16 protein-coding genes and 1 tRNA gene are annotated in these 18,372 nt (G+C 56.4%); 12 read left to right on the plus strand and 5 right to left on the minus strand.

Features of this window, described 5'->3' with window-relative positions; genetic code table 11:
• The first annotated feature begins 26 nt into the window (after positions 1-26).
• The 4 genes from E0E17_RS00660 to yejF are packed head-to-tail and all read left to right on the plus strand — an operon-like array spanning position 27 to position 5,548.
• Entirely contained in the window at positions 27-1,835 is a 1,809-nt protein-coding gene (locus E0E17_RS00660) for an extracellular solute-binding protein (protein ID WP_130830817.1), read from the plus strand.
• 9 nt (positions 1,836-1,844) lie between these two features.
• Positions 1,845-2,933, plus strand: coding sequence for a microcin C ABC transporter permease YejB (locus tag E0E17_RS00665; protein ID WP_130830818.1), 1,089 nt, complete (start codon positions 1,845-1,847; stop codon positions 2,931-2,933).
• Complete coding sequence (locus tag E0E17_RS00670; protein ID WP_130830819.1) at positions 2,933-3,955, plus strand: microcin C ABC transporter permease; 1,023 nt, start codon at positions 2,933-2,935, stop codon at positions 3,953-3,955. The genes E0E17_RS00665 and E0E17_RS00670 overlap by 1 nt, the downstream gene beginning before the upstream one ends.
• The gene (yejF, locus tag E0E17_RS00675) at positions 3,956-5,548 is read left to right on the plus strand and encodes a microcin C ABC transporter ATP-binding protein YejF (protein WP_130830820.1); all 1,593 of its coding nucleotides are present in this window, start codon (positions 3,956-3,958) and stop codon (positions 5,546-5,548) included.
• Between the two features lie 9 nt (positions 5,549-5,557).
• Here the strand turns inward: yejF and E0E17_RS00680 are convergent, their stop codons facing one another.
• The 3 genes from E0E17_RS00680 to rsuA form a co-directional block, all read right to left on the minus strand.
• Positions 5,558-5,884, minus strand: a complete 327-nt coding sequence (locus E0E17_RS00680; RefSeq protein WP_130830821.1) for a YejG family protein — start codon at positions 5,882-5,884, stop codon at positions 5,558-5,560.
• Positions 5,885-6,189: 305 nt separating this feature from the next.
• Positions 6,190-7,386, minus strand: coding sequence for a Bcr/CflA family multidrug efflux MFS transporter (locus E0E17_RS00685; RefSeq protein ID WP_130830822.1), 1,197 nt, complete (start codon positions 7,384-7,386; stop codon positions 6,190-6,192).
• A gap of 20 nt (positions 7,387-7,406) precedes the next feature.
• On the minus strand, positions 7,407-8,129 hold the full coding sequence (gene rsuA, locus E0E17_RS00690) for a 16S rRNA pseudouridine(516) synthase RsuA (RefSeq protein ID WP_130830823.1): 723 nt from the start codon (positions 8,127-8,129) through the stop codon (positions 7,407-7,409).
• Between the two features lie 165 nt (positions 8,130-8,294).
• Between rsuA and radD the strand changes: the two genes are divergently transcribed.
• Positions 8,295-10,049, plus strand: a complete 1,755-nt coding sequence (gene radD / locus E0E17_RS00695; protein ID WP_130830824.1) for a DNA repair helicase RadD — start codon at positions 8,295-8,297, stop codon at positions 10,047-10,049.
• 133 nt (positions 10,050-10,182) lie between these two features.
• On the plus strand, positions 10,183-10,467 hold the full coding sequence (rplY, locus tag E0E17_RS00700; RefSeq protein ID WP_130830825.1) for a 50S ribosomal protein L25: 285 nt from the start codon (positions 10,183-10,185) through the stop codon (positions 10,465-10,467).
• A 56-nt stretch (positions 10,468-10,523) separates the two neighbouring features.
• Here rplY and yejK read toward each other — a convergent pair whose 3' ends face one another.
• Complete coding sequence (gene yejK, locus E0E17_RS00705) at positions 10,524-11,528, minus strand: nucleoid-associated protein YejK (protein WP_130830826.1); 1,005 nt, start codon at positions 11,526-11,528, stop codon at positions 10,524-10,526.
• Positions 11,529-11,686: 158 nt separating this feature from the next.
• Between yejK and E0E17_RS00710 the strand changes: the two genes are divergently transcribed.
• The 4 genes from E0E17_RS00710 (at position 11,687) to E0E17_RS00725 (ending at position 14,333) form a co-directional block, all read left to right on the plus strand.
• Positions 11,687-11,914, plus strand: coding sequence for a YejL family protein (locus tag E0E17_RS00710; RefSeq protein WP_130830827.1), 228 nt, complete (start codon positions 11,687-11,689; stop codon positions 11,912-11,914).
• Between the two features lie 22 nt (positions 11,915-11,936).
• On the plus strand, positions 11,937-13,694 hold the full coding sequence (gene yejM, locus E0E17_RS00715) for an LPS biosynthesis-modulating metalloenzyme YejM (protein WP_130830828.1): 1,758 nt from the start codon (positions 11,937-11,939) through the stop codon (positions 13,692-13,694).
• A 73-nt stretch (positions 13,695-13,767) separates the two neighbouring features.
• A tRNA-Pro gene (locus E0E17_RS00720) sits at positions 13,768-13,844 on the plus strand.
• A gap of 258 nt (positions 13,845-14,102) precedes the next feature.
• Positions 14,103-14,333 carry a hypothetical protein gene (locus tag E0E17_RS00725; protein WP_130830829.1) on the plus strand — a complete coding sequence of 77 codons (231 nt, stop codon included), beginning with the start codon at positions 14,103-14,105 and terminating at the stop codon, positions 14,331-14,333.
• A gap of 54 nt (positions 14,334-14,387) precedes the next feature.
• Here E0E17_RS00725 and E0E17_RS00730 read toward each other — a convergent pair whose 3' ends face one another.
• A complete protein-coding gene (locus E0E17_RS00730) occupies positions 14,388-14,657 on the minus strand; it encodes a hypothetical protein (protein ID WP_207302033.1) in 270 nt (89 codons plus the stop codon).
• Positions 14,658-14,960: 303 nt separating this feature from the next.
• Here E0E17_RS00730 and E0E17_RS00735 point away from each other — a divergent pair, with 303 nt between their 5' ends.
• Both E0E17_RS00735 and E0E17_RS00740 read left to right on the plus strand, forming a co-directional pair.
• Positions 14,961-17,285 carry an FdhF/YdeP family oxidoreductase gene (locus E0E17_RS00735; protein ID WP_130830830.1) on the plus strand — a complete coding sequence of 775 codons (2,325 nt, stop codon included), beginning with the start codon at positions 14,961-14,963 and terminating at the stop codon, positions 17,283-17,285.
• A gap of 264 nt (positions 17,286-17,549) precedes the next feature.
• Positions 17,550-18,260, plus strand: a complete 711-nt coding sequence (locus E0E17_RS00740; protein WP_237680747.1) for a 4'-phosphopantetheinyl transferase family protein — start codon at positions 17,550-17,552, stop codon at positions 18,258-18,260.
• Positions 18,261-18,372 lie beyond the last annotated feature (112 nt).

An 18,372-nucleotide genomic window follows, 5' to 3' on the forward strand; every position in this document is an offset into this window, starting at 1 on the left:
TTAATGATCAGGAGAGTGCCGCGCTTATGCTGCTTCGCATCGTGACCGTTTTACTGCTCTGGGGGGGACTGGCGTCACTGTCAGCGGCAAACATCCACCAGAGCAATAGCTTTTCCCGTCTGGGCGCGCCCAGGTACGCGCCGGACTTTACCCACTATGATTACGCCAACCCCGCCGCGCCTAAGGGGGGGAAAATGACGCTGGCGGTGATCGGCACCTATGATAATTTCAATCGCTTCGCCTCGCGCGGTAATCCCGGCGCCGGCACCGATGCGCTTTACGACAGCCTGTTTACCACCTCTGACGACGAACCGGCCAGCTATTATCCGCTGATTGCCGTCTCGGCGCGTTATCCCGACGATTTCAGCTGGATGGAGGTTACCCTTAACCCTCTGGCACGCTTTCACGACGGTACACCGATTGTCGCCCCGGATGTTGCCTTCACCTTTAAAAAATTTATGACCGAAGGGGTGCCGCAGTTCCGCATTACCTTTAAAGGCGTGACGGTCAGTGCGCTGAATAGCCGGACGGTGCGTATCACCATGCCGAAAGCCGATAAAGATCTGCTTCTTAACCTGCTGACGCTGCCGGTACTGCCTGAGAAATTCTGGCGGGACAAGCCGTTTAACGAGCCGCTGGGTTATCCGCCGCTGGCAAGCGGCCCGATGCGTATTAGCGCCTGGAAACCCGGTCAGTTTATTCAGTACAGTCGGGTCACCGATTACTGGGCAGCTGACCTGCCGGTCAATCGCGGCCGTTTCAATGTGGATACTCTGCGCTACGACTACTATCTTGATGATAATGTCGCTTTTGAGGCTTTTAAGGCTGGAGCTTTCGATCTGCGCGAAGAGTCTTCCGCCAAAAAATGGGCTACCCAATATCGTGGCCGTCACTTTGATGAGGGCAATATTGTCAAAGCGGTCACCGACAACAGCGCCGCGACCGATACGCGCTGGCTCGCCTTTAACAATGAAAAAGCGCTGTTTGCTGACCGCCGCGTGCGCGAAGCCCTGACGCTGGCCTTCGACTTTGAGTGGATGAACAAAACGCTGTTCTATGGGGCCTGGAAACGTACCCGCAGTTATTTTCAGAACACCGAATATGCCGCGCAGGGCGTGCCGGATGATGACGAGCTGAAGCTGCTGACGCCGTTTCGCACGCAGCTGCCAGCGGAGCTGTTTCACCAGGTCTGGGCCCCGCCCCGCTCTGACGGCAGCGGTTACGAGCGCGACAAACTGCTGCAGGCGCTGCAGTTACTTAAGGAGGCGGGCTGGACGCTGAAAAATCGCCAGCTGGTCAACAGCCGGACCGGCCAGCCTTTCCGCTTTGAACTGCTGCTGCGCGGCGGCACCAGCAACGAGTGGGCGTTGCCCTTCCAGCATAACCTTGCACGCCTCGGCATCACCATGACGCTGCGTCAGGTGGATAACTCACAGTATCTGCGCCGTCTGCGCGAAGGGGATTACGATATGATCCCGTCAAACTATTACGCCATGCCCTGGCCCTCCTCCTCATTGCAGTACCTCTGGCAATCTGATTTTATTAACTCCACCTGGAATACCGCGCGGGTAAAAGATCCCATTGTGGACCATTTCGTAAAACAGATTGTGGCGCACCAGGGCGATCAGCAGGCGCTGCTGCCGCTGGGTCGCGCGCTGGATCGGATACTGCTGTGGAATCACTACATGCTGCCGCTCTGGTATAACGCCGAAGAGCGACTGGCGTACTGGAACAAGTTTTCCCGCCCGGCCATCAAGCCGGCTTACAGTACCGGGCTGGATAACTGGTGGTACGATGCCAATAAAGCCGCGCAGCTGCCGGCTCAGCGACGTTAAGGAGAGCAGGTGGTCACCTATTTTTTGCGCAGACTCTTACTGGTGATCCCGACGCTCTGGGCGATCATTACCCTCAATTTCTTTATTGTGCAGATTGCGCCCGGCGGCCCGGTGGATCAGGCGCTGGCCAATATTCAGTTTGGTCAGACCAGTGTCATCCCCGGCGGCAGCGATAACGCGCCGGGCCGCGCCAGTCTGAACGGCGGCAACCCCGGCGACAGTCAGTATCGCGGCGCGCGCGGCCTCGATCCGGAAGTGATAAAAGAGATTACTCAGCGTTACGGCTTCGACAAGCCGCTGTGGCAGCGTTACGTAGAGATGTTGTGGAACTATGTCCGCTTCGATTTTGGCGACAGCCTGTTCCGCAGCGCCTCGGTGATTCAGCTTATCAAAGAGAGTCTGCCTGTTTCCATCAGTCTGGGCCTGTGGAGCACGCTGATTATCTATCTGGTCTCGATTCCGCTGGGCATCAAAAAAGCGGTACGCAACGGCAGCGCGTTTGATGTCTGGAGCAGTACCTTTATTATTGTCGGCTATTCGGTGCCGGCATTTCTGTTCGGGATTATTCTGATTGTGCTGTTCGCGGGCGGCAGCTATCTCGACTGGTTTCCGCTGCGCGGACTGACCTCGCCGCAGTTTGACAGCCTGCCCTGGTACGGAAAAATCATCGATTACCTGTGGCATATTGCCCTGCCGGTGCTGGCAACGGTGATTGGCGGCTTTGCCACCCTCACCATGCTGACCAAAAACGCCTTTCTGGATGAGGTGCGTAAACAGTACGTGGTAACCGCACGCGCCAAAGGCCTGGATGAGCGGCGTATTCTGTATCATCACGTATTTCGCAACGCCATGCTGCTGGTGATTGCCGGGTTTCCCGCCACCTTTATCAGCATGTTTTTCACCAGCTCGGTGCTGATCGAGGTGATGTTCTCCCTGAACGGGCTCGGTTTGCTGGGCTATGACGCCACCATCCAGCGCGATTATCCGGTGATGTTCGGCACGCTCTATATCTTTACCCTGACAGGCCTGCTGATGAATATCCTGAGCGATCTCACCTACACGCTGGTCGATCCCCGTATCGATTTTGAGGGCCGCTGATGCGCTTGTCTCCCGTTAACCAGGCTCGCTGGCAGCGTTTTCGCCGTAACCGGCGTGGCTACTGGTCTCTCTGGCTTTTTCTCATTCTGTTTCTGCTTTCGCTGGGCGCCGAGTTGCTGGCGAATGATAAGCCGCTGCTGGTGCATTATCAGCAGCGCTGGTACTTCCCGCTGGTTATCGACTATAGCGAAAGCGATTATGGCGGCCCGCTGGCGACCGCTGCGGATTATCAGGATCCCTGGTTAAAGCAGCGCATCGCGCAACAGGGCTGGGCGCTCTGGGCTCCGATCCGCTTCAGCGGCAACAGCATCAACTTTGCCAGCGAGGTGCCTTTCCCTTCCCCGCCGTCACGGCAAAACTGGCTGGGTACCGACGCTAACGGCGGCGACGTGCTGGCGCGGCTGCTCTACGGCACGCGCATTTCACTGCTGTTTGGCCTGCTGCTAACGCTCTTTTCCAGCGTGGCAGGTATTGTGGTGGGCGGCGTGCAGGGCTACTTCGGCGGCAAGATCGATCTGATTGGTCAGCGGATAATTGAAGTCTGGTCCGGTATGCCGTCGCTGTTCCTGCTTATTTTGCTCTCCAGCGTGATCCAGCCAGGTTTCTGGTGGCTGCTGCTGGTCACGGTACTGTTTGGCTGGATGAGTCTGGTGAGCGTAGTGCGCGCCGAATTTCTGCGTACGCGTAACTTTGACTATATCCGGGCGGCGCAGGCGTTGGGGGTCAGCGACGCGCGCATTATGTTACGTCATATGCTGCCCAATGCCATGGTGGCGACCCTCACCTTTCTACCCTTTATCCTCTGCGGCTCGATAACTACCCTTACCTCGCTCGATTTTCTTGGCTTTGGTTTACCGGTGGGGTCGCCATCGCTGGGCGAATTGCTGCTGCAGGGCAAAAATAATTTGCAGGCGCCCTGGCTGGGCCTCTCGGGCTTTTTTGCCCTGGCGATCCTGCTGTCACTACTGATTTTTATTGGCGAAGCGGTGCGCGACGCCTTTGATCCCGCGAAAGGAGGCTGAATGTCGTCGCCGCTGCTTGCCATTAATCATCTGGCTGTCGCCTTTGGTCAGGGCGTACAACAGCGCCGCGTGGTAGAGGATATTTCTCTGCATATCGAGGCGGGCGAAACCCTGGCGCTGGTCGGCGAATCGGGATCGGGCAAAAGCGTGACCGCACTTTCGGTGATGCGTTTATTGCCTTCGCCGCCAGTGGCCTATCCGCATGGTGAAATTCTGTTTAACGGGCAGGATCTGTTGCAGGCCAGCGAACGTACGCTGCGCGGCATACGCGGCAACCAGATGGCGATGATTTTTCAGGAGCCGATGGTCTCGCTCAATCCGCTGCATACTGTAGAAAAACAGCTGTACGAAGTGCTGTCGTTACATCGCGGGATGCGGCGGGAAGCGGCCCGCGCTGAAATGCTCAGCTGTCTCGATCGCGTGGGTATTCGCCAGCCGCAAGCGCGTCTGAACGACTTTCCCCATCAGCTTTCCGGCGGCGAGCGACAGCGCGTGATGATCGCCATGGCGCTGCTGACACAGCCACAACTGCTGATCGCCGATGAGCCGACCACGGCGCTCGACGTCACGGTACAGGCGCAGATCCTGGCGCTGCTGCGCGAACTGCAGCGCGAAATGAACATGGCTATGCTGTTTATTACCCACAACCTGAATATTGTGCGCCAGCTGGCCGATACGGTGACGGTGATGCGTCAGGGCGCCGCGGTGGAACAGAGTCGCAGCCAGACGTTGTTCAGCCAGCCACAGCATCCCTATACGCGCGAGCTGTTACAGGCGGAACCGGAGGGAATCCCCGAACCGGTAGATCCGCGCATGCCTGCGCTGTTGCAGGTTAAAGATCTCTCCGTCGCTTTCCCCATCCGCCGCGGGTTGCTGAAACGTACGGTAGCGGAACATCATGCGTTGCGCGGCCTGAGCTTTACGCTGCGTGCGGGCGAAAGTCTGGGGCTGGTCGGCGAATCGGGCTCAGGCAAAAGCACCACCGGCCTCGCCCTGCTGCGACTTATCGCCTCGCGGGGAGAGATCTGGTTCGACAACCAGCCCCTGCACCAGATGAACCGTCAGCAGATGCTGCCGCTGCGTCAGCGTATCCAGGTAGTGTTTCAGGATCCCAACTCATCGCTGAACCCGCGCATGACAGTGCAGCAGATTATCGCGGAAGGTCTGCAGGTGCACCGGCCAACATTAAGTGCGGCGCAGCTGGAAGCAAAAGTCGTGGCGGTGATGCAAGAGGTGGGGCTGGATGCGGCGAGCCGACAGCGCTACCCGGCAGAATTTTCTGGCGGCCAGCGCCAGCGCATTGCCATTGCCCGCGCGCTGGTGCTGGAACCTGAGCTGATTATTCTGGATGAGCCGACTTCCTCGCTGGATCGCTCGGTCCAGAAGCAGATCCTGATGCTGTTGCGTCGTTTACAGCAGCAGCATCGTATCGCCTGGCTGTTTATCAGTCACGATTTGCAGGTAGTGCGTGCCCTGTGTCATCAGCTGGTAGTACTGCGTCAGGGCGAAGTGGTGGAACAGGGGCCGTGCGAAGCGCTGTTTGCCGCACCGGCACAGGAATATACCCGTCAGTTGTTGTCGCTGGCGCGCTAAGCTGCCATGTTACTGAGCAGCAAAGTTTTCCGCGATGGCGACGCCGCGATTTTTCAGGCAGCAGCTGGTGGCGCTCTCGTCGCTGAGTGGCACAAACAGACAGGGCTCTCCTTCACACTCGGCGATTTTGCACTCTACCTGAATTTCCGCCAGCGTCTCCTGCAGCTGGCGCAGAATCTCCCATGCCGGATGACCGTGATGACTTAACAGACGCAGCGCAATCAAATCCTGTTCGTTAGCGATATCATTCGTTTTGTGCGCGACAATTACGCCCTGACGCTCTGCACACCAGCGATAACGCTGCGGCAGCCGATGCACAACGGAAAATTGCGGCATATTCAACTCAAGCCCCCAGAGATGATAATTTCATTCACGATGCATGGCATCTGTGCAGCGTATCCCTGGTCGAAGTAAAAATCAGGGACGTCAAGACTTGTCTTCTCGTTCTGCCCTGCCACGCCACGCGAATATTATTATTTGCGAGCAAGCTCGCATTTCAGGCTATATGTATCGCGTTCACGCTCAGTTAACAATCATTTTAGACCCTGATTGATTACTTTTTTATAATTTAATTTTTACATGCCAGAAACATTATTGTCGGATGAGGAGAGACCCGGGGCGAAGCGGCGTTCGCCCCCGGTTCAGGCGGCTTTTTTTCGTGGACGCGAGGCGTAGTAAAAAAACAACACGGAGAGCGAGGCGCAAAGCGCAATGGTCCCGACCATCGGCCAGGCGCTGCTAAAGGTGATCAGCGACAGCAGCGCGCCCACCAGCGCGCCCATGCCAAAACGCAGCGTGCCTGCCAGTGAGGACGCCGTACCCGCCATATGCGGAAACTCATCCAGAATCACCGCCATGGCGTTCGACGACACCATGGATACGCAGCCAATAAACATCGCCACGCCGAATACCAGCGGCATAAAGCCGAGGTTCAGGGCGCTGACCACCAGCAGCCACAGGCCGGTACAGAACTGTATCACCAGCCCACAGCGGAACATCGCCAGCGGGCCAAAGCGTCGTACCGAGCGGCTGTTGATCAGAGTCATCACAAACAGAAACACGATGTTCAGGGCAAAGTAGTAGCCGAAATGCTGTGGCGAAATGTGGTTGAGCTCGATATAGACAAAGGGCCCCACATTGAGAAAGGTAAACAGACCGGCAAAGGAAAAACCACTCGCCAGCATATAGCTGAAGACGCGGCGGTGGCGAAACAGCGTAACAAAATTACCGAGCATGGTCCGCAGGCGGAAAGGCTGGCGCTTTTCCACCGGCAGCGTTTCGCGAATTTGGGTCACCACCAGCACGGTAGTCACCACCGCCGCCAGCGAGAGCGCCCAGAAGATGGCGTGCCAGTTCCACAGCAGCAACAGCCAGCCGCCCAGAATCGGTGCCAGTAGCGGCGCAATAGTGGTGATCAGCATGACAAAGGACATCATGCGCGAAAACTCCTCCTTCGAGTAGCTGTCGCGCATCAGGGCGTTAATCACCACGCTGGCGGCAGCGGCAGAGAGGCCATGCAGGAAGCGCATGAAAATCAGCTGATCGATGGTTTGCGCCAGGGCGCAGGCTGCTGCCGCCAGGGCAAAAATCAGCGTACCAAACAGGATCACGGGTTTACGCCCGTAACTGTCCGCCAGCGGGCCATACACCAGCTGCCCGATAGCAAAGCCGAAGATATAGAGGTTGAGCGTCATCTGCACGCTGCCTGCCGACACGGCAAATTCCCGCGCGATCTGCGGCAATGCCGGCAGATACATATCGATGGAGAGCGGCATTAACATGGCCAGCAACCCCAGTATCACTACCAGTCCTGTGGACGAGTTTTTTTCCTTGCGCACTACACTGCTCCTGCTGTTTATTATTTCTGTTGTTTTAACTCATCGGGCAAGCCAATACTGGCAATCTCTTCAGGGGTTAACGGGCGATATTCGCCAGGTTCCAGATTTTCATCAAGGACGATGTCGCCAATGCGCTCACGGTGCAGCGCAACAACATGATTGCCCACCGCAGCAAACATCCGCTTCACCTGGTGATAGCGCCCTTCGCTCAGCGTCAGCAGGACTTCATGCGCGGTAATCACCTTCAGCTGTGCCGGTTTGGTCAGGTTTTTTTCGCCGTGCAGCTGGATGCCTGCGCTGAACTGCGCCGCCACATCATCGGCAATCGGCGACTCCAGCGTGACGCGGTAAGTTTTATCACAATGGTGACGCGGCGAGGTAAGGCGGTGCGACCACTGGCCATCGTCAGTCAGCAGCACCAGCCCGGTGGTATCAATATCGAGCCGCCCTGCAGCATGCAGCTTCCACGCCAGCGGCTCTTCGATAAAATAGAGAATGGTGGGATGATCGGGATCGTCCGTGGAGCAGACATAGCCCTGCGGCTTGTTCAGCATAAAATAGCGCGGACCCTGCTGTATTTGCAGCAGATTGCCTTCATATTCTACCTCATGCTCCGGCAAAACTTTAAATGCGCCATCACGCACCACTTCGCCATTTACCGTGACTTTTTTCGCCCGCAGTTCACGTGCGGCAATGGCACGGCTGATTTCCAGTTGCTGAGATAAGAATTTGTCGAGTCGCATTACGTTGCTTTGCCTGTTGCTTCGGAGGGAATCTGAAACGGTGTTTTTAACCGTTAAAAAGTTTCGCCAGTATAGCCTGGAGTCAGGCGCGCTAACAGTGCCGATCCTGCGGTCGCCTGGCTTTCATGGCATAATGGCGGCTGGTTTACAGAAAAGTGAAGTGCCATGTCATTTACTCTGCGTCCTTATCAACAGGAAGCGGTGGACGCTACCATCGTCCATTTCCGCCGCCATGCGGAGCCTGCGGTTATCGTGTTGCCTACCGGTGCGGGCAAAAGTCTGGTGATCGCCGAACTGGCGCGGCTGGCGCGTGGCCGCGTACTGGTGCTGGCTCATGTCAAAGAGCTGGTCGAGCAGAACCATGCCAAATACCAGGCTTACGGGCTGGAAGCGGACATTTTTGCCGCCGGGCTGCAGCGCAAAGAGAGCCAGCGCAAAGTGGTATTTGGCAGCGTCCAGTCGGTGGCGCGCAATCTGACGCTGTTTGAAAGCGCCTTTTCGCTGGTGATCGTCGATGAATGTCACCGGATTGCCGACGATGCCGAAAGTCAGTATCAGCAGATTTTCACTCACCTGCGTCAGCACAATCCGCAACTGCGTCTGCTTGGCCTGACCGCCACCCCCTTTCGTCTGGGCAAAGGCTGGATCTACCATTTTCACTATCACGGTATGGTGCGCGGCGATGAGCAGGCGCTGTTTCGCGACTGCATCTATGAGCTGCCGCTGCGCTACATGATTAAACAGGGCTTTCTGGTGCCGCCCGAACGGCTTGATATGCCGGTGGTGCAGTATGACTTCAGCCGCCTCACGGCGCAGGCTAACGGCTTGTTCAGCGAGGCGGATCTCAACCGGGAGCTGAAACAGCAGCAGCGCGTCACGCCACAGATTATTCGCCAGATCGTGGAGTTCGCTGAAGATCGCCGCGGGGTAATGATTTTCGCTGCCACCGTCGAGCATGCGCGCGAGATCCTCTCGCTGCTGCCGCCGGACAGCGCGCTGGTCTCCGCCGACACCGCAATGCGCGAGCGCGACGCTATTATCAGTGCCTTTAAGGCGCAGCAGCTGAAGTTTCTGGTGAACGTCGCGGTGCTGACCACCGGTTTTGATGCGCCGCATGTGGATCTGATCGCCATTTTGCGCCCCACGGAATCGGTCAGTCTCTACCAGCAGATTGTGGGACGAGGTCTGCGTCTGGCGCCGGGAAAAACCGATTGTCTGATTCTGGATTATGCCGGTAACCCGCACGACCTGTTTACTCCCGAAGTCGGCACGCCCAAAGGCGCCAGCGATAATCAGCCGGTGCAGGTTTTTTGCCCCGCCTGCGGTTTTGCCAACACCTTCTGGGGCAAAGCGACCAGCGACGGCACGGTGATTGAACATTTTGGCCGGCGCTGTCAGGGCGTGCTGGAGAATGATGAGGGCGAGCGCTGGCAGTGCGATTATCGCTTCCGCTTCAAAAGCTGCCCCGACTGCGGCGCGGAAAATGATATCGCCGCGCGGCGCTGCCATCAGTGCGATAAGGTGCTGGTGGACCCCGACGATATGCTGAAAGCGGCGCTGAAGCTGAAAGATGCGCTGGTGCTACGCTGCGGCGGGATGGCGCTTGCGCACGGCCAGGATGCGCAGGGGGAATGGCTGAAAGCGACCTATTTTGACGAGGAGGGCACCAGCGTCAGCGAACGTTTCCGCCTGCGCACGCCCGCGCAGCGCAAGGCGTTTGAACAGCTGTTTATGCGTCCGCACCAGCGCGCGCCCGGCGTCCCGCTCGGCTGGGAAACGGCCGCCGACGTGGTAGCGATGCAGCCGCTGCTACGCCATCCCGATTTTGTCGTGGCGCGCGCCAAAGGGCAGTTCTGGCAGGTGCGCGAAAAGCTGTTTGATTATCAGGGCCGCTTCCGCCGCGCCAACGAGCTGCGTTAACTGATGGAATCATTTGCCCGTACCGGGCAATGCCGCTATAATGCCGCCCGCTTTTGCCTTCGCATAAGCATTACTGAATAACCTGTCTGTTGCTGGGTCGCCTGTAACAGACGTCATCAAAAGAGACATTACGATGTTTACTATCAATGCAGTAGTACGTAAAGAGCAGGGTAAGGGTGCGAGCCGCCGCCTGCGTGCAGCGAATAAATTCCCGGCCATCATTTATGGTGGTAAAGAAGCCGCTGTTGCTGTTGAACTGGATCAAGACCAGGTAATGAACATGCAGGTTAAACCTGAGTTCTATTCTGAAGTGCTGACTCTGGTTGTTGACGGTCAGGAAGTAAAAGCAAAAGTTCAGGCTGTACAGCGTCACCCGTTCAAGCCGAAAGTGACTCACATCGACTTCGTTCGCGCTTAATCGCCCGATGAGTTGAAAAAAACGCCGCAATCGCGGCGTTTTTTATTGGCTATAACTCAGCGGCCGCCAGTGCGACGCTGAAGCTGATCGCGCAGATTGGGCGGCGTACCCTTAATGGTGAGCGTATCGGTGGTCGGATCCCAGAAAATACGTTCGCCCAGCAGCAAAGCATCAAAATTGATCGTCAGACCGCCGCCGCTGCCGGCGAATTTTGTCAACTGGCGCAGCGTACCGCGATCGGCCGGGAAATGCTCCTCCAGCTCATAGCCCTGCTCCTGGGTGAAAGCCTGAAAACTTTTCTCTCCCAGCGGCGGCAGCTCCTTAGAGAGATCCTCCAGCGCAATCTCTTCCCCCGCCTGCAGCTGTTCGTTGCAATAGCTGTAAACCTGCTGACGGTAGTTCTGCCGCTCGTTCTTATCAAGATTTGACTCGCTGCAATAGTCATCCACCGCCTGCAGCAGACCGCGGTTTTGCGCTTTGGTGTCCAGACCCACGCTCGCACCGAGGAAATCCATAAAGAAGTCGGCCACTTTGCGCCCTACCCGGCCACGCAGGAAGGTGAGATAACGTGTCGACCCGGGATTGGTCTCCCATTCGGTCAGATCGATACGCGCCACGATATCCGCATGGTTGATATCCAGATAATGCGTCGTGCTGATATCGAGCTGTTCATTAACATGCATACTCGACTGGCTGTTGAGCACCGCCAGCAGCAGATATTCCACCGCCAGGTAGCGATAGTGCACAAACAGCACCACGCCGCCTTCAGCAAAGGGGTATTTTGCCAGTTCGTCGCGCAGACGCCCGGTTGCCGCGCGGCTGAAGGCGAGGAAATCATCTTCGCCTTTGCGGCAGTTGCGCAATGCCTCCGCCAGCTCGCTCTCGTCATTGAACAGCCCGTAGGCTTTGTTTTTCGCGCTGTAAACGCGGTGTAACTCCTCTACCATCGCTTCCACGGTGGCGTTGGCTGGCAGCAGCGAGTTGCGCAGCACCAGCTCAAGATTGTTTTCATCGCGTTTGATTAACTGATGCAGGGCAATCTGGTTGAGATCCAGACTCATGGTAGGTTCTCCTTTAAGCTCAGGGGCGTATTCAAACACCGCGCGCCGCCGCTTTCAACTCCGTGCGCATCCCGAACTTTGCGCTTACGATAAAAGTGCAGAAAAAGGTGCGTTGTTACGGTAATATATCGCCTTTTGAAACTTGCTTAGTTGACGATATGCCTCAATCATCCCGTTATAGTGACGAACGCGTGGAACAACTCCTCGCGCAGCTGGTCCAGGTGCTGGAAAAAGACCAGGCCCCGACCGATCTTTCCCTGATGGTACTGGGAAACATGGTGACCAATTTAATTAACACCAGCGTTGCGCCCGCTCAGCGTCGCACCCTGGCCCGTTCTTTCGCTGAGGCGTTACAGGCTTCGGTACGCGAAGACAACGCCCATTAACAGGCTAATTTGAACAGATAATATGGTAACCAACCGGCAGCGCTACCGTGAAAAAGTTTCCCAGATGATCAGCTGGGGACACTGGTTTGCTCTGTTTAATATTTTCTTTGCGTTAATTTTAGGCAGTCGCTATCTGCTGGTAGCCGACTGGCCAGCTTCCCTTGCAGGCCGTATTTATGCTTACAGCAGCTGGATCGGTCACTTCAGCTTTCTGGTGTTCGCGGCTTACCTGCTGATCATTTTTCCCCTGACCTTTGTGGTGATGTCGCAGCGCCTGCTGCGCGTGCTGGCCGCCATTGGCGCCACCGTCGGCCTGACGCTGGTGATGGTCGACAGCGCCGTCTTTAACCGTTTCCATTTGCATCTGAATCCCATGGTCTGGGAGCTGGTGGTCAACCCCGACCAGAGCGAAATGGCGCGCGACTGGCAACTGATGTTTATCAGCGTGCCCGCCATTTTTCTGGTAGAGATGCTGGTCGCCACCTGGAGCTGGCAGAAATTACGCAGCCTGAACCGGCGATCCTTTGGCAAGCCGCTCGCGGCACTGTTTATCAGCTGCTTCTTCGCCAGCCATCTGCTTTATATCTGGGCCGATGCCAACTTCTATCGCCCTATTACCATGCAGCGCGCCAGTTTGCCCCTCTCCTATCCAATGACTGCGCGGCGTTTTCTGGAGAAGCATGGCCTGCTGGATGCACAGGAATATCAGCGTCGGCTGGTACAACAGGGCGATCCGGAAGCGCTTTCCGTGCAGTATCCCCTGCGTGATATCGCCTTCAGCGATGCCGGTACACGACAGAATCTGCTGATTATTACCGTCGAGGGAGTACATAACGCCAGCGTCGGGAAAAGCCTGCCTGCGCTGTCGCGCTTTGCGGAGGAAAATGTTCGCTTTACCCGCCATTTCAGCGCCGGTAACACGGCAGAGAGTGGATTGTTTGGCCTGTTCTACGGTATATCCTCCAGTTATATGGATGGCATCCTGGCGGCACGTATCCCCTCTACGTTACTCAGCGCCCTGAGCACGCAGGGCTATCAGTTTGGGCTCTTCTCTTCAGAAGGGTTCAGCCAGCCGCTGTACCGGCAGGCTCTGCTGGCGGATTACACCCTGCCCGCCAACGGCAAGCAGTCGAACGCGGAAACTTTCGCTCAGTGGCAAAACTGGCTTAACAGTCATCAGGCGGACAGCAAGACGCCCTGGTTTTCCTGGATCGCCTTTAACGGTATTCAGGTCAGCGGCGACAGCGTCAGGGCGCGTGAACGCAGCTATGCCCGCCAGGCGGCCGCGCTGGATGAACAGATTAATAACGTCCTGACCCGCCTGCAGCAGCGCGATCTGCTGCAGAACACCGTGGTGGTGATTACCGCCCAGCGTGGCATTACTCTGGGTGAAGATGCAGCGAGCGAAGGTAACCGCGCCGCGCTGCAGGTGCCGCTGGTGGTACACTGGCCGAATACGCCAGCCCAGCAGATAGAACGTTTGTCGGATCACCAGGATGTGATGGTGACGCTGATGCAGCGACTGTTACATGTGCGCACCGATCCGGTTAACTACGCGCAGGGTGAAGATCTGTTTGCGGCCCAGCGGCGGCACAACTGGGTCGCCAGCAGCGATGAGAATAAACTGGTGATCACCACACCGCAGACCACGCTGGTGCTGGAGAATAACGGCAGCTATAAAGCGTACGATGCGCAGGGTAACCCGTTGAAAGATCATAAGCCGCAGCTGGCGCTATTGCTGCAGGTGCTGACAGAAGAGAAGCGTTTTATCGCTAACTGATTAATAATACGGCAGTTAGAACGCAGGTATCTTGCAATTGCGCGAATAACCGGTAGTATATCCCTCCACAGTTCGGCACGTAGCGCAGCCTGGTAGCGCACTGTCATGGGGTGTCAGGGGTCGGAGGTTCAAATCCTCTCGTGCCGACCAAATTACCCTGAAAAAGCAGCCTTTAACGCTGCTTTTTTATTGCCTGCCATTTGCCCAGACTCTTTTTCCGCTGATAAACGCTCCTGTCGTTTATGTTCTGCCTGATGACAGCATCATGTCATGCACAAAGGGAAATTTCCTTTAGTTTCGGGCGTCCAGACAAAAAGCGGCATAATTTATGCTATTACTGTGCGCATGTCTTGATTAGGACGATTCTTAATGTATGGTAGTCATCCTTCTCCCTTCTGAGCCTGCGCTATGCCTGTTATTAAGATTTCCTGTCGCGAATGCGGTGGCGACCGGTTTCGGGCCTCAGTCAGCTCACCGCTCGCTGAGCAGGTAGAACGTATTTATTGCGAAACCTGTTCCACGCCGGTAAAAGTGGATGATGTCGTCTGGTATCAGACCGATTACATCTCAGCGGCCCGGCTGCCGGTTGAAGATAATGTTGCTTTTGTTAGCTTGATCCATCTGATTCCGGGTATCTGACCAGACCAGCGCCGCGGGCAAAAAAATCTGCCCGCAGGCGGATCGGCATCCGGCTTACCGTTGGCGGACATGGCTCGCCTCGCGAGTCAGCGTCCGGGTGAGAGTTATCTTTTGGCTGCAGTAGAGCGAGCCGTCACAATGTCCGGGTCCGATGCGCCCCGCTTCCGTCAGTACATCATTCAGTAATTTTTCCAGCCCGGCTGCACCATGCAGCCTGAACGCCAGAGTTACCTGACGGGTGACTTCTTCAGGACTCAGATTGCCGCGCAGCGCGGACATCAGCATCTGTGACGCCCATCTGCGGGATTCAGCCTCGGTATACATAGCCCCTCCATTAACCTCGCCCGGGTTAATAAAGTTTAGTTTGATTATTTTTTAACCAACCCTGTCCAGCTTAAATTTGTGGCCCAGGCGTAAAAATCTCCGACGGCGCGCTGCTGGCAGCAAGGCTGCTGCCGTTTCAGCCTGACGGTTTCAGTGGCAACGAAACAGAGATGCGTCCCGCCCTCAGGCGCTGTGCCGTAATATTCTGAAAGTAAAAAAAGGAATTTTTTTCAGATTATCCGCTTTAACCCCGCCAGCCTGACCTACGCTTTCATTACCTTTCCTTAATGAGTGTGGAGACGTATGAAACATCAGAACAAAAATATTGGTATCGCTCCCTATGGCGGCTCCGCCGGTGGCTGGGGAGCATTGAAAGCGGTCGCTGACGCTTTACGTGGTCAAATGTCGATAAAACAGGATGTGATTGCGCTCTTCAAAGTAAACCAGCCACAAGGATTTGACTGTCCCGGCTGCGCCTGGCCCGATCCGCGTCACGCCTCCTCCTTTGAATTCTGTGAAAACGGCGCAAAAGCGGTTTCGTGGGAAGCGACCAGCAAACGCACCACGCCGGAATTTTTCGCTGCCCATACCGTGAGCGAACTATGGCAGCGCAGCGCCTTTGAGCTGGAAGGCGAAGGCCGCCTGACGCATCCCATGAAGTACGATGCCGCCAGCGACACTTATCAGCCCATCGACTGGAAAACTGCCTTTCGCGAGATTGGCGAGAAGCTGCAAAGCTACGATGATCCCGACAGCGTTGAGTTTTATACCTCCGGCAGGGCCTCCAATGAAGCCGCTTTTCTCTGGCAACTGTTTGCCCGTGAATATGGCACCAATAACTTCCCCGACTGCTCCAATATGTGCCATGAGCCAACCAGCGTGGGTTTACCGCAATCTATTGGCATCGGTAAAGGCACCGTTGAGCTGGAAGATTTCGATCACTGCGACTTAGTGCTCTGTATCGGCCACAACCCCGGCACCAACCACCCGCGTATGCTCGGCACGCTGCGCGAAGTATCGAAGCGCGGCGCGACCATCGTCGCCATCAACCCGCTGCGCGAACGTGGCCTGGAACGCTTTACCTCACCGCAAAGCCCGATTGAAATGCTGTCGCTGGGCTCGACCACCCTCGCCTCCACCTACTATAAAGTGCGCGTTGGTGGCGATGCGGCAATGCTGAAAGGGATCATGAAAGTCCTGCTGAAGATGCATGAAAGAGCACTACAGGAGGGGGAAGCGCCGGTACTGGATGAAGCGTTTATCAGCGAGCATACGCAGGGCTTTGAGGCGCTGAAAGCAGATCTGGAAGCTACCGACTGGCAACATATTCTGAAGGTTTCCGGTATGGAATATGAAGAGATCCAGAATATCGCCCGTCTGTATGCGAAAGCGGAAAAGACCATTATCTGTTACGGCATGGGTATTACCCAGCATCAGTACGGCACGCAGAACGTACAGCAGATCGCCAACCTGCTGCTGATGCGCGGTAATATGGGCAAGAAAGGTGCGGGCATCTGTCCGTTACGTGGTCACTCTAACGTACAGGGCGACCGTACCGTTGGCATCACCGAGATCCCCTCGCCTGAACTGCTGGAGAGTATTGAGCGCGTGTTTGGCTTTAAGCCGCCGCAGAAACATGGTCATGGTGCGGTAGCGGCTATTCAGGCGATGCGTGATGGCAAAGCGAAAGCGCTGCTCTGCCTTGGCGGCAACCTGGCGGAAGCGATTTCCGATCCTCAGGTCACCTTTGAAGCGATGCGCAAGCTCGATCTGGTGGTGCATATGGCTACCAAGCTTAACCGCTCCCACCTGCTGTTGGGCAAACATAATTACCTGCTGCCGGTACTGGGCCGTACCGAACGCGATGTGCAGGCTTCCGGTGAACAGAGCGTCACGGTAGAAGACTCCATGTCGATGGTGCACGCCTCGCGCGGTACGCTGGAACCCGCCTCTCCCTGGCTGAAATCAGAGCCTGCGCTGGTGGCCGGTATTGCCAAAGCCACCTTACCCCATTCAAAAGTGAACTGGGACCGGATGATTGGCGATTACAGCTTTATCCGTGAAGCGATTGAAGCGGTGTTCCCCGCCTTTGCCGATTACAACAAGCGCATTCAGAAGCCCGGCGGCTTCCGTTTATATAACGCCGCGTCAGAACGCGTCTGGCTGACTCCGAGCGGGAAAGCGCAATTTATTGTGATGGAAGGCATTAACGAGGATCCGCGCTCGCTGAAATGTCACGACCTGGTGCTGACCACGCTGCGCAGTCATGACCAGTACAACACCACCCTGTATGGCTTAAATGACCGTTATCGCGGCGTTACCGGACGGCGTGATGTGCTGTTTATCAACGCGGATGAAGCCGAGAAACGCAATCTGCGCGTCGGCGACAAGGTCAATATGGTGGCGCTCGATCCCGAGGGGCAGCCGACATCACGCCGGTTAGATAACCTGACCGTGGTGGTGTATGACATGGCGCCCGGTTCGGTAGCGGCTTACTACCCGGAAGCCAACGTGATGGTGCCGCTGGACAGCCATGATACGCAGAGCGGTATTCCTGCGTATAAAAGCATTCCCATTATGCTGGAACCCTGCGAGCAACCGGTTGAAACCGATGGGGCGCTGCGCTGATTTTGCGCGGAATGTCGGAGCAAAGTCGCTGTATGGTCTATACTTTTTAATATTAACGGACAACGAAAGGAGAGCAGAATGTACCGCATAGAAAAAGACGATCCGAATGAAGCACCAGAATCAGGTGATAAGAAACCTGAACCCGAGAAAAAATAGCCTTTAAGGTCGCTGCGGCGGCCTTTATTTTTGCTGCGCCGCTCCCGGCGGAACTTGCGCTTCCTGCTGGCGGCTGATTAAATGGTGTTTTTCCTGATTAGTATCCACATGTTCCAGCCTGTTCCTGTTCTGCCCCCCGGGGGATTTATTACCGCGCTGGCTGTCAGCCAGGGCGATCTGCGGGTGGGCTACTGCCGTTTCGATACGCAACGCTTTCATGACGGGCTCAGCCAGGTGCTGGCCATTCCCCTGCCGGCGCGTCTGGCGCAGGCGGTAACGCGGCGGCGCGCCGAGTATCTGGCCAGCCGCTTTCTGGCGCGTCAGCTGTTACAGGATTTGGGTCATGCGGATTTTCTCCTCACCAATGCGCCCGATCGTTCCCCCTGCTGGCCTGACGGTATTGCCGCCTCGCTGTCGCATACCCGGGGAATTGCCGTGATGGCTGCCACCCGCCAGCCGCGCTGCGTAGGTATTGACGTCGAGCAGATGATGTCGGTGGAGACAGCGGAAGAGACGGCCGGGATGCTGATGAATCAGGCGGAGCGGCAGTTGTTGCGCGCATTGCCGCTGCCTTTTGCCGCCGCGGCCACTCTGCTCTTTTCGCTCAAGGAGAGTCTGTATAAAGCGCTCTGGCCGGTGATACGTCAGCCAATGGATTTTCATCAGGCGGCGCTGGTGGCGGTAGATATGCCGGCAGGCGAGGCGCGGTTATCTCTGACGACGGGATTGAGTCAGGCGTTGCCGCAGGAAACCCTGCTGAAGGCATATTTCCGCCTGCAACCGGGCGAGGTCATGACGCTGATCAACCATCCCTGCTGAAGCCATAAAAAAACGGCTCATAACACCATGAGCCGGAATTAACACAAGTTACTCAGAAGACTGTTGTGCATTTCTGCATAGAGAGAACTTAACCTGACCGCGCCTCCCTGAC

This window comes from [Erwinia] mediterraneensis (assembly GCF_900604315.1).
GTDB lineage: Bacteria > Pseudomonadota > Gammaproteobacteria > Enterobacterales > Enterobacteriaceae > Pantoea > Pantoea mediterraneensis_A.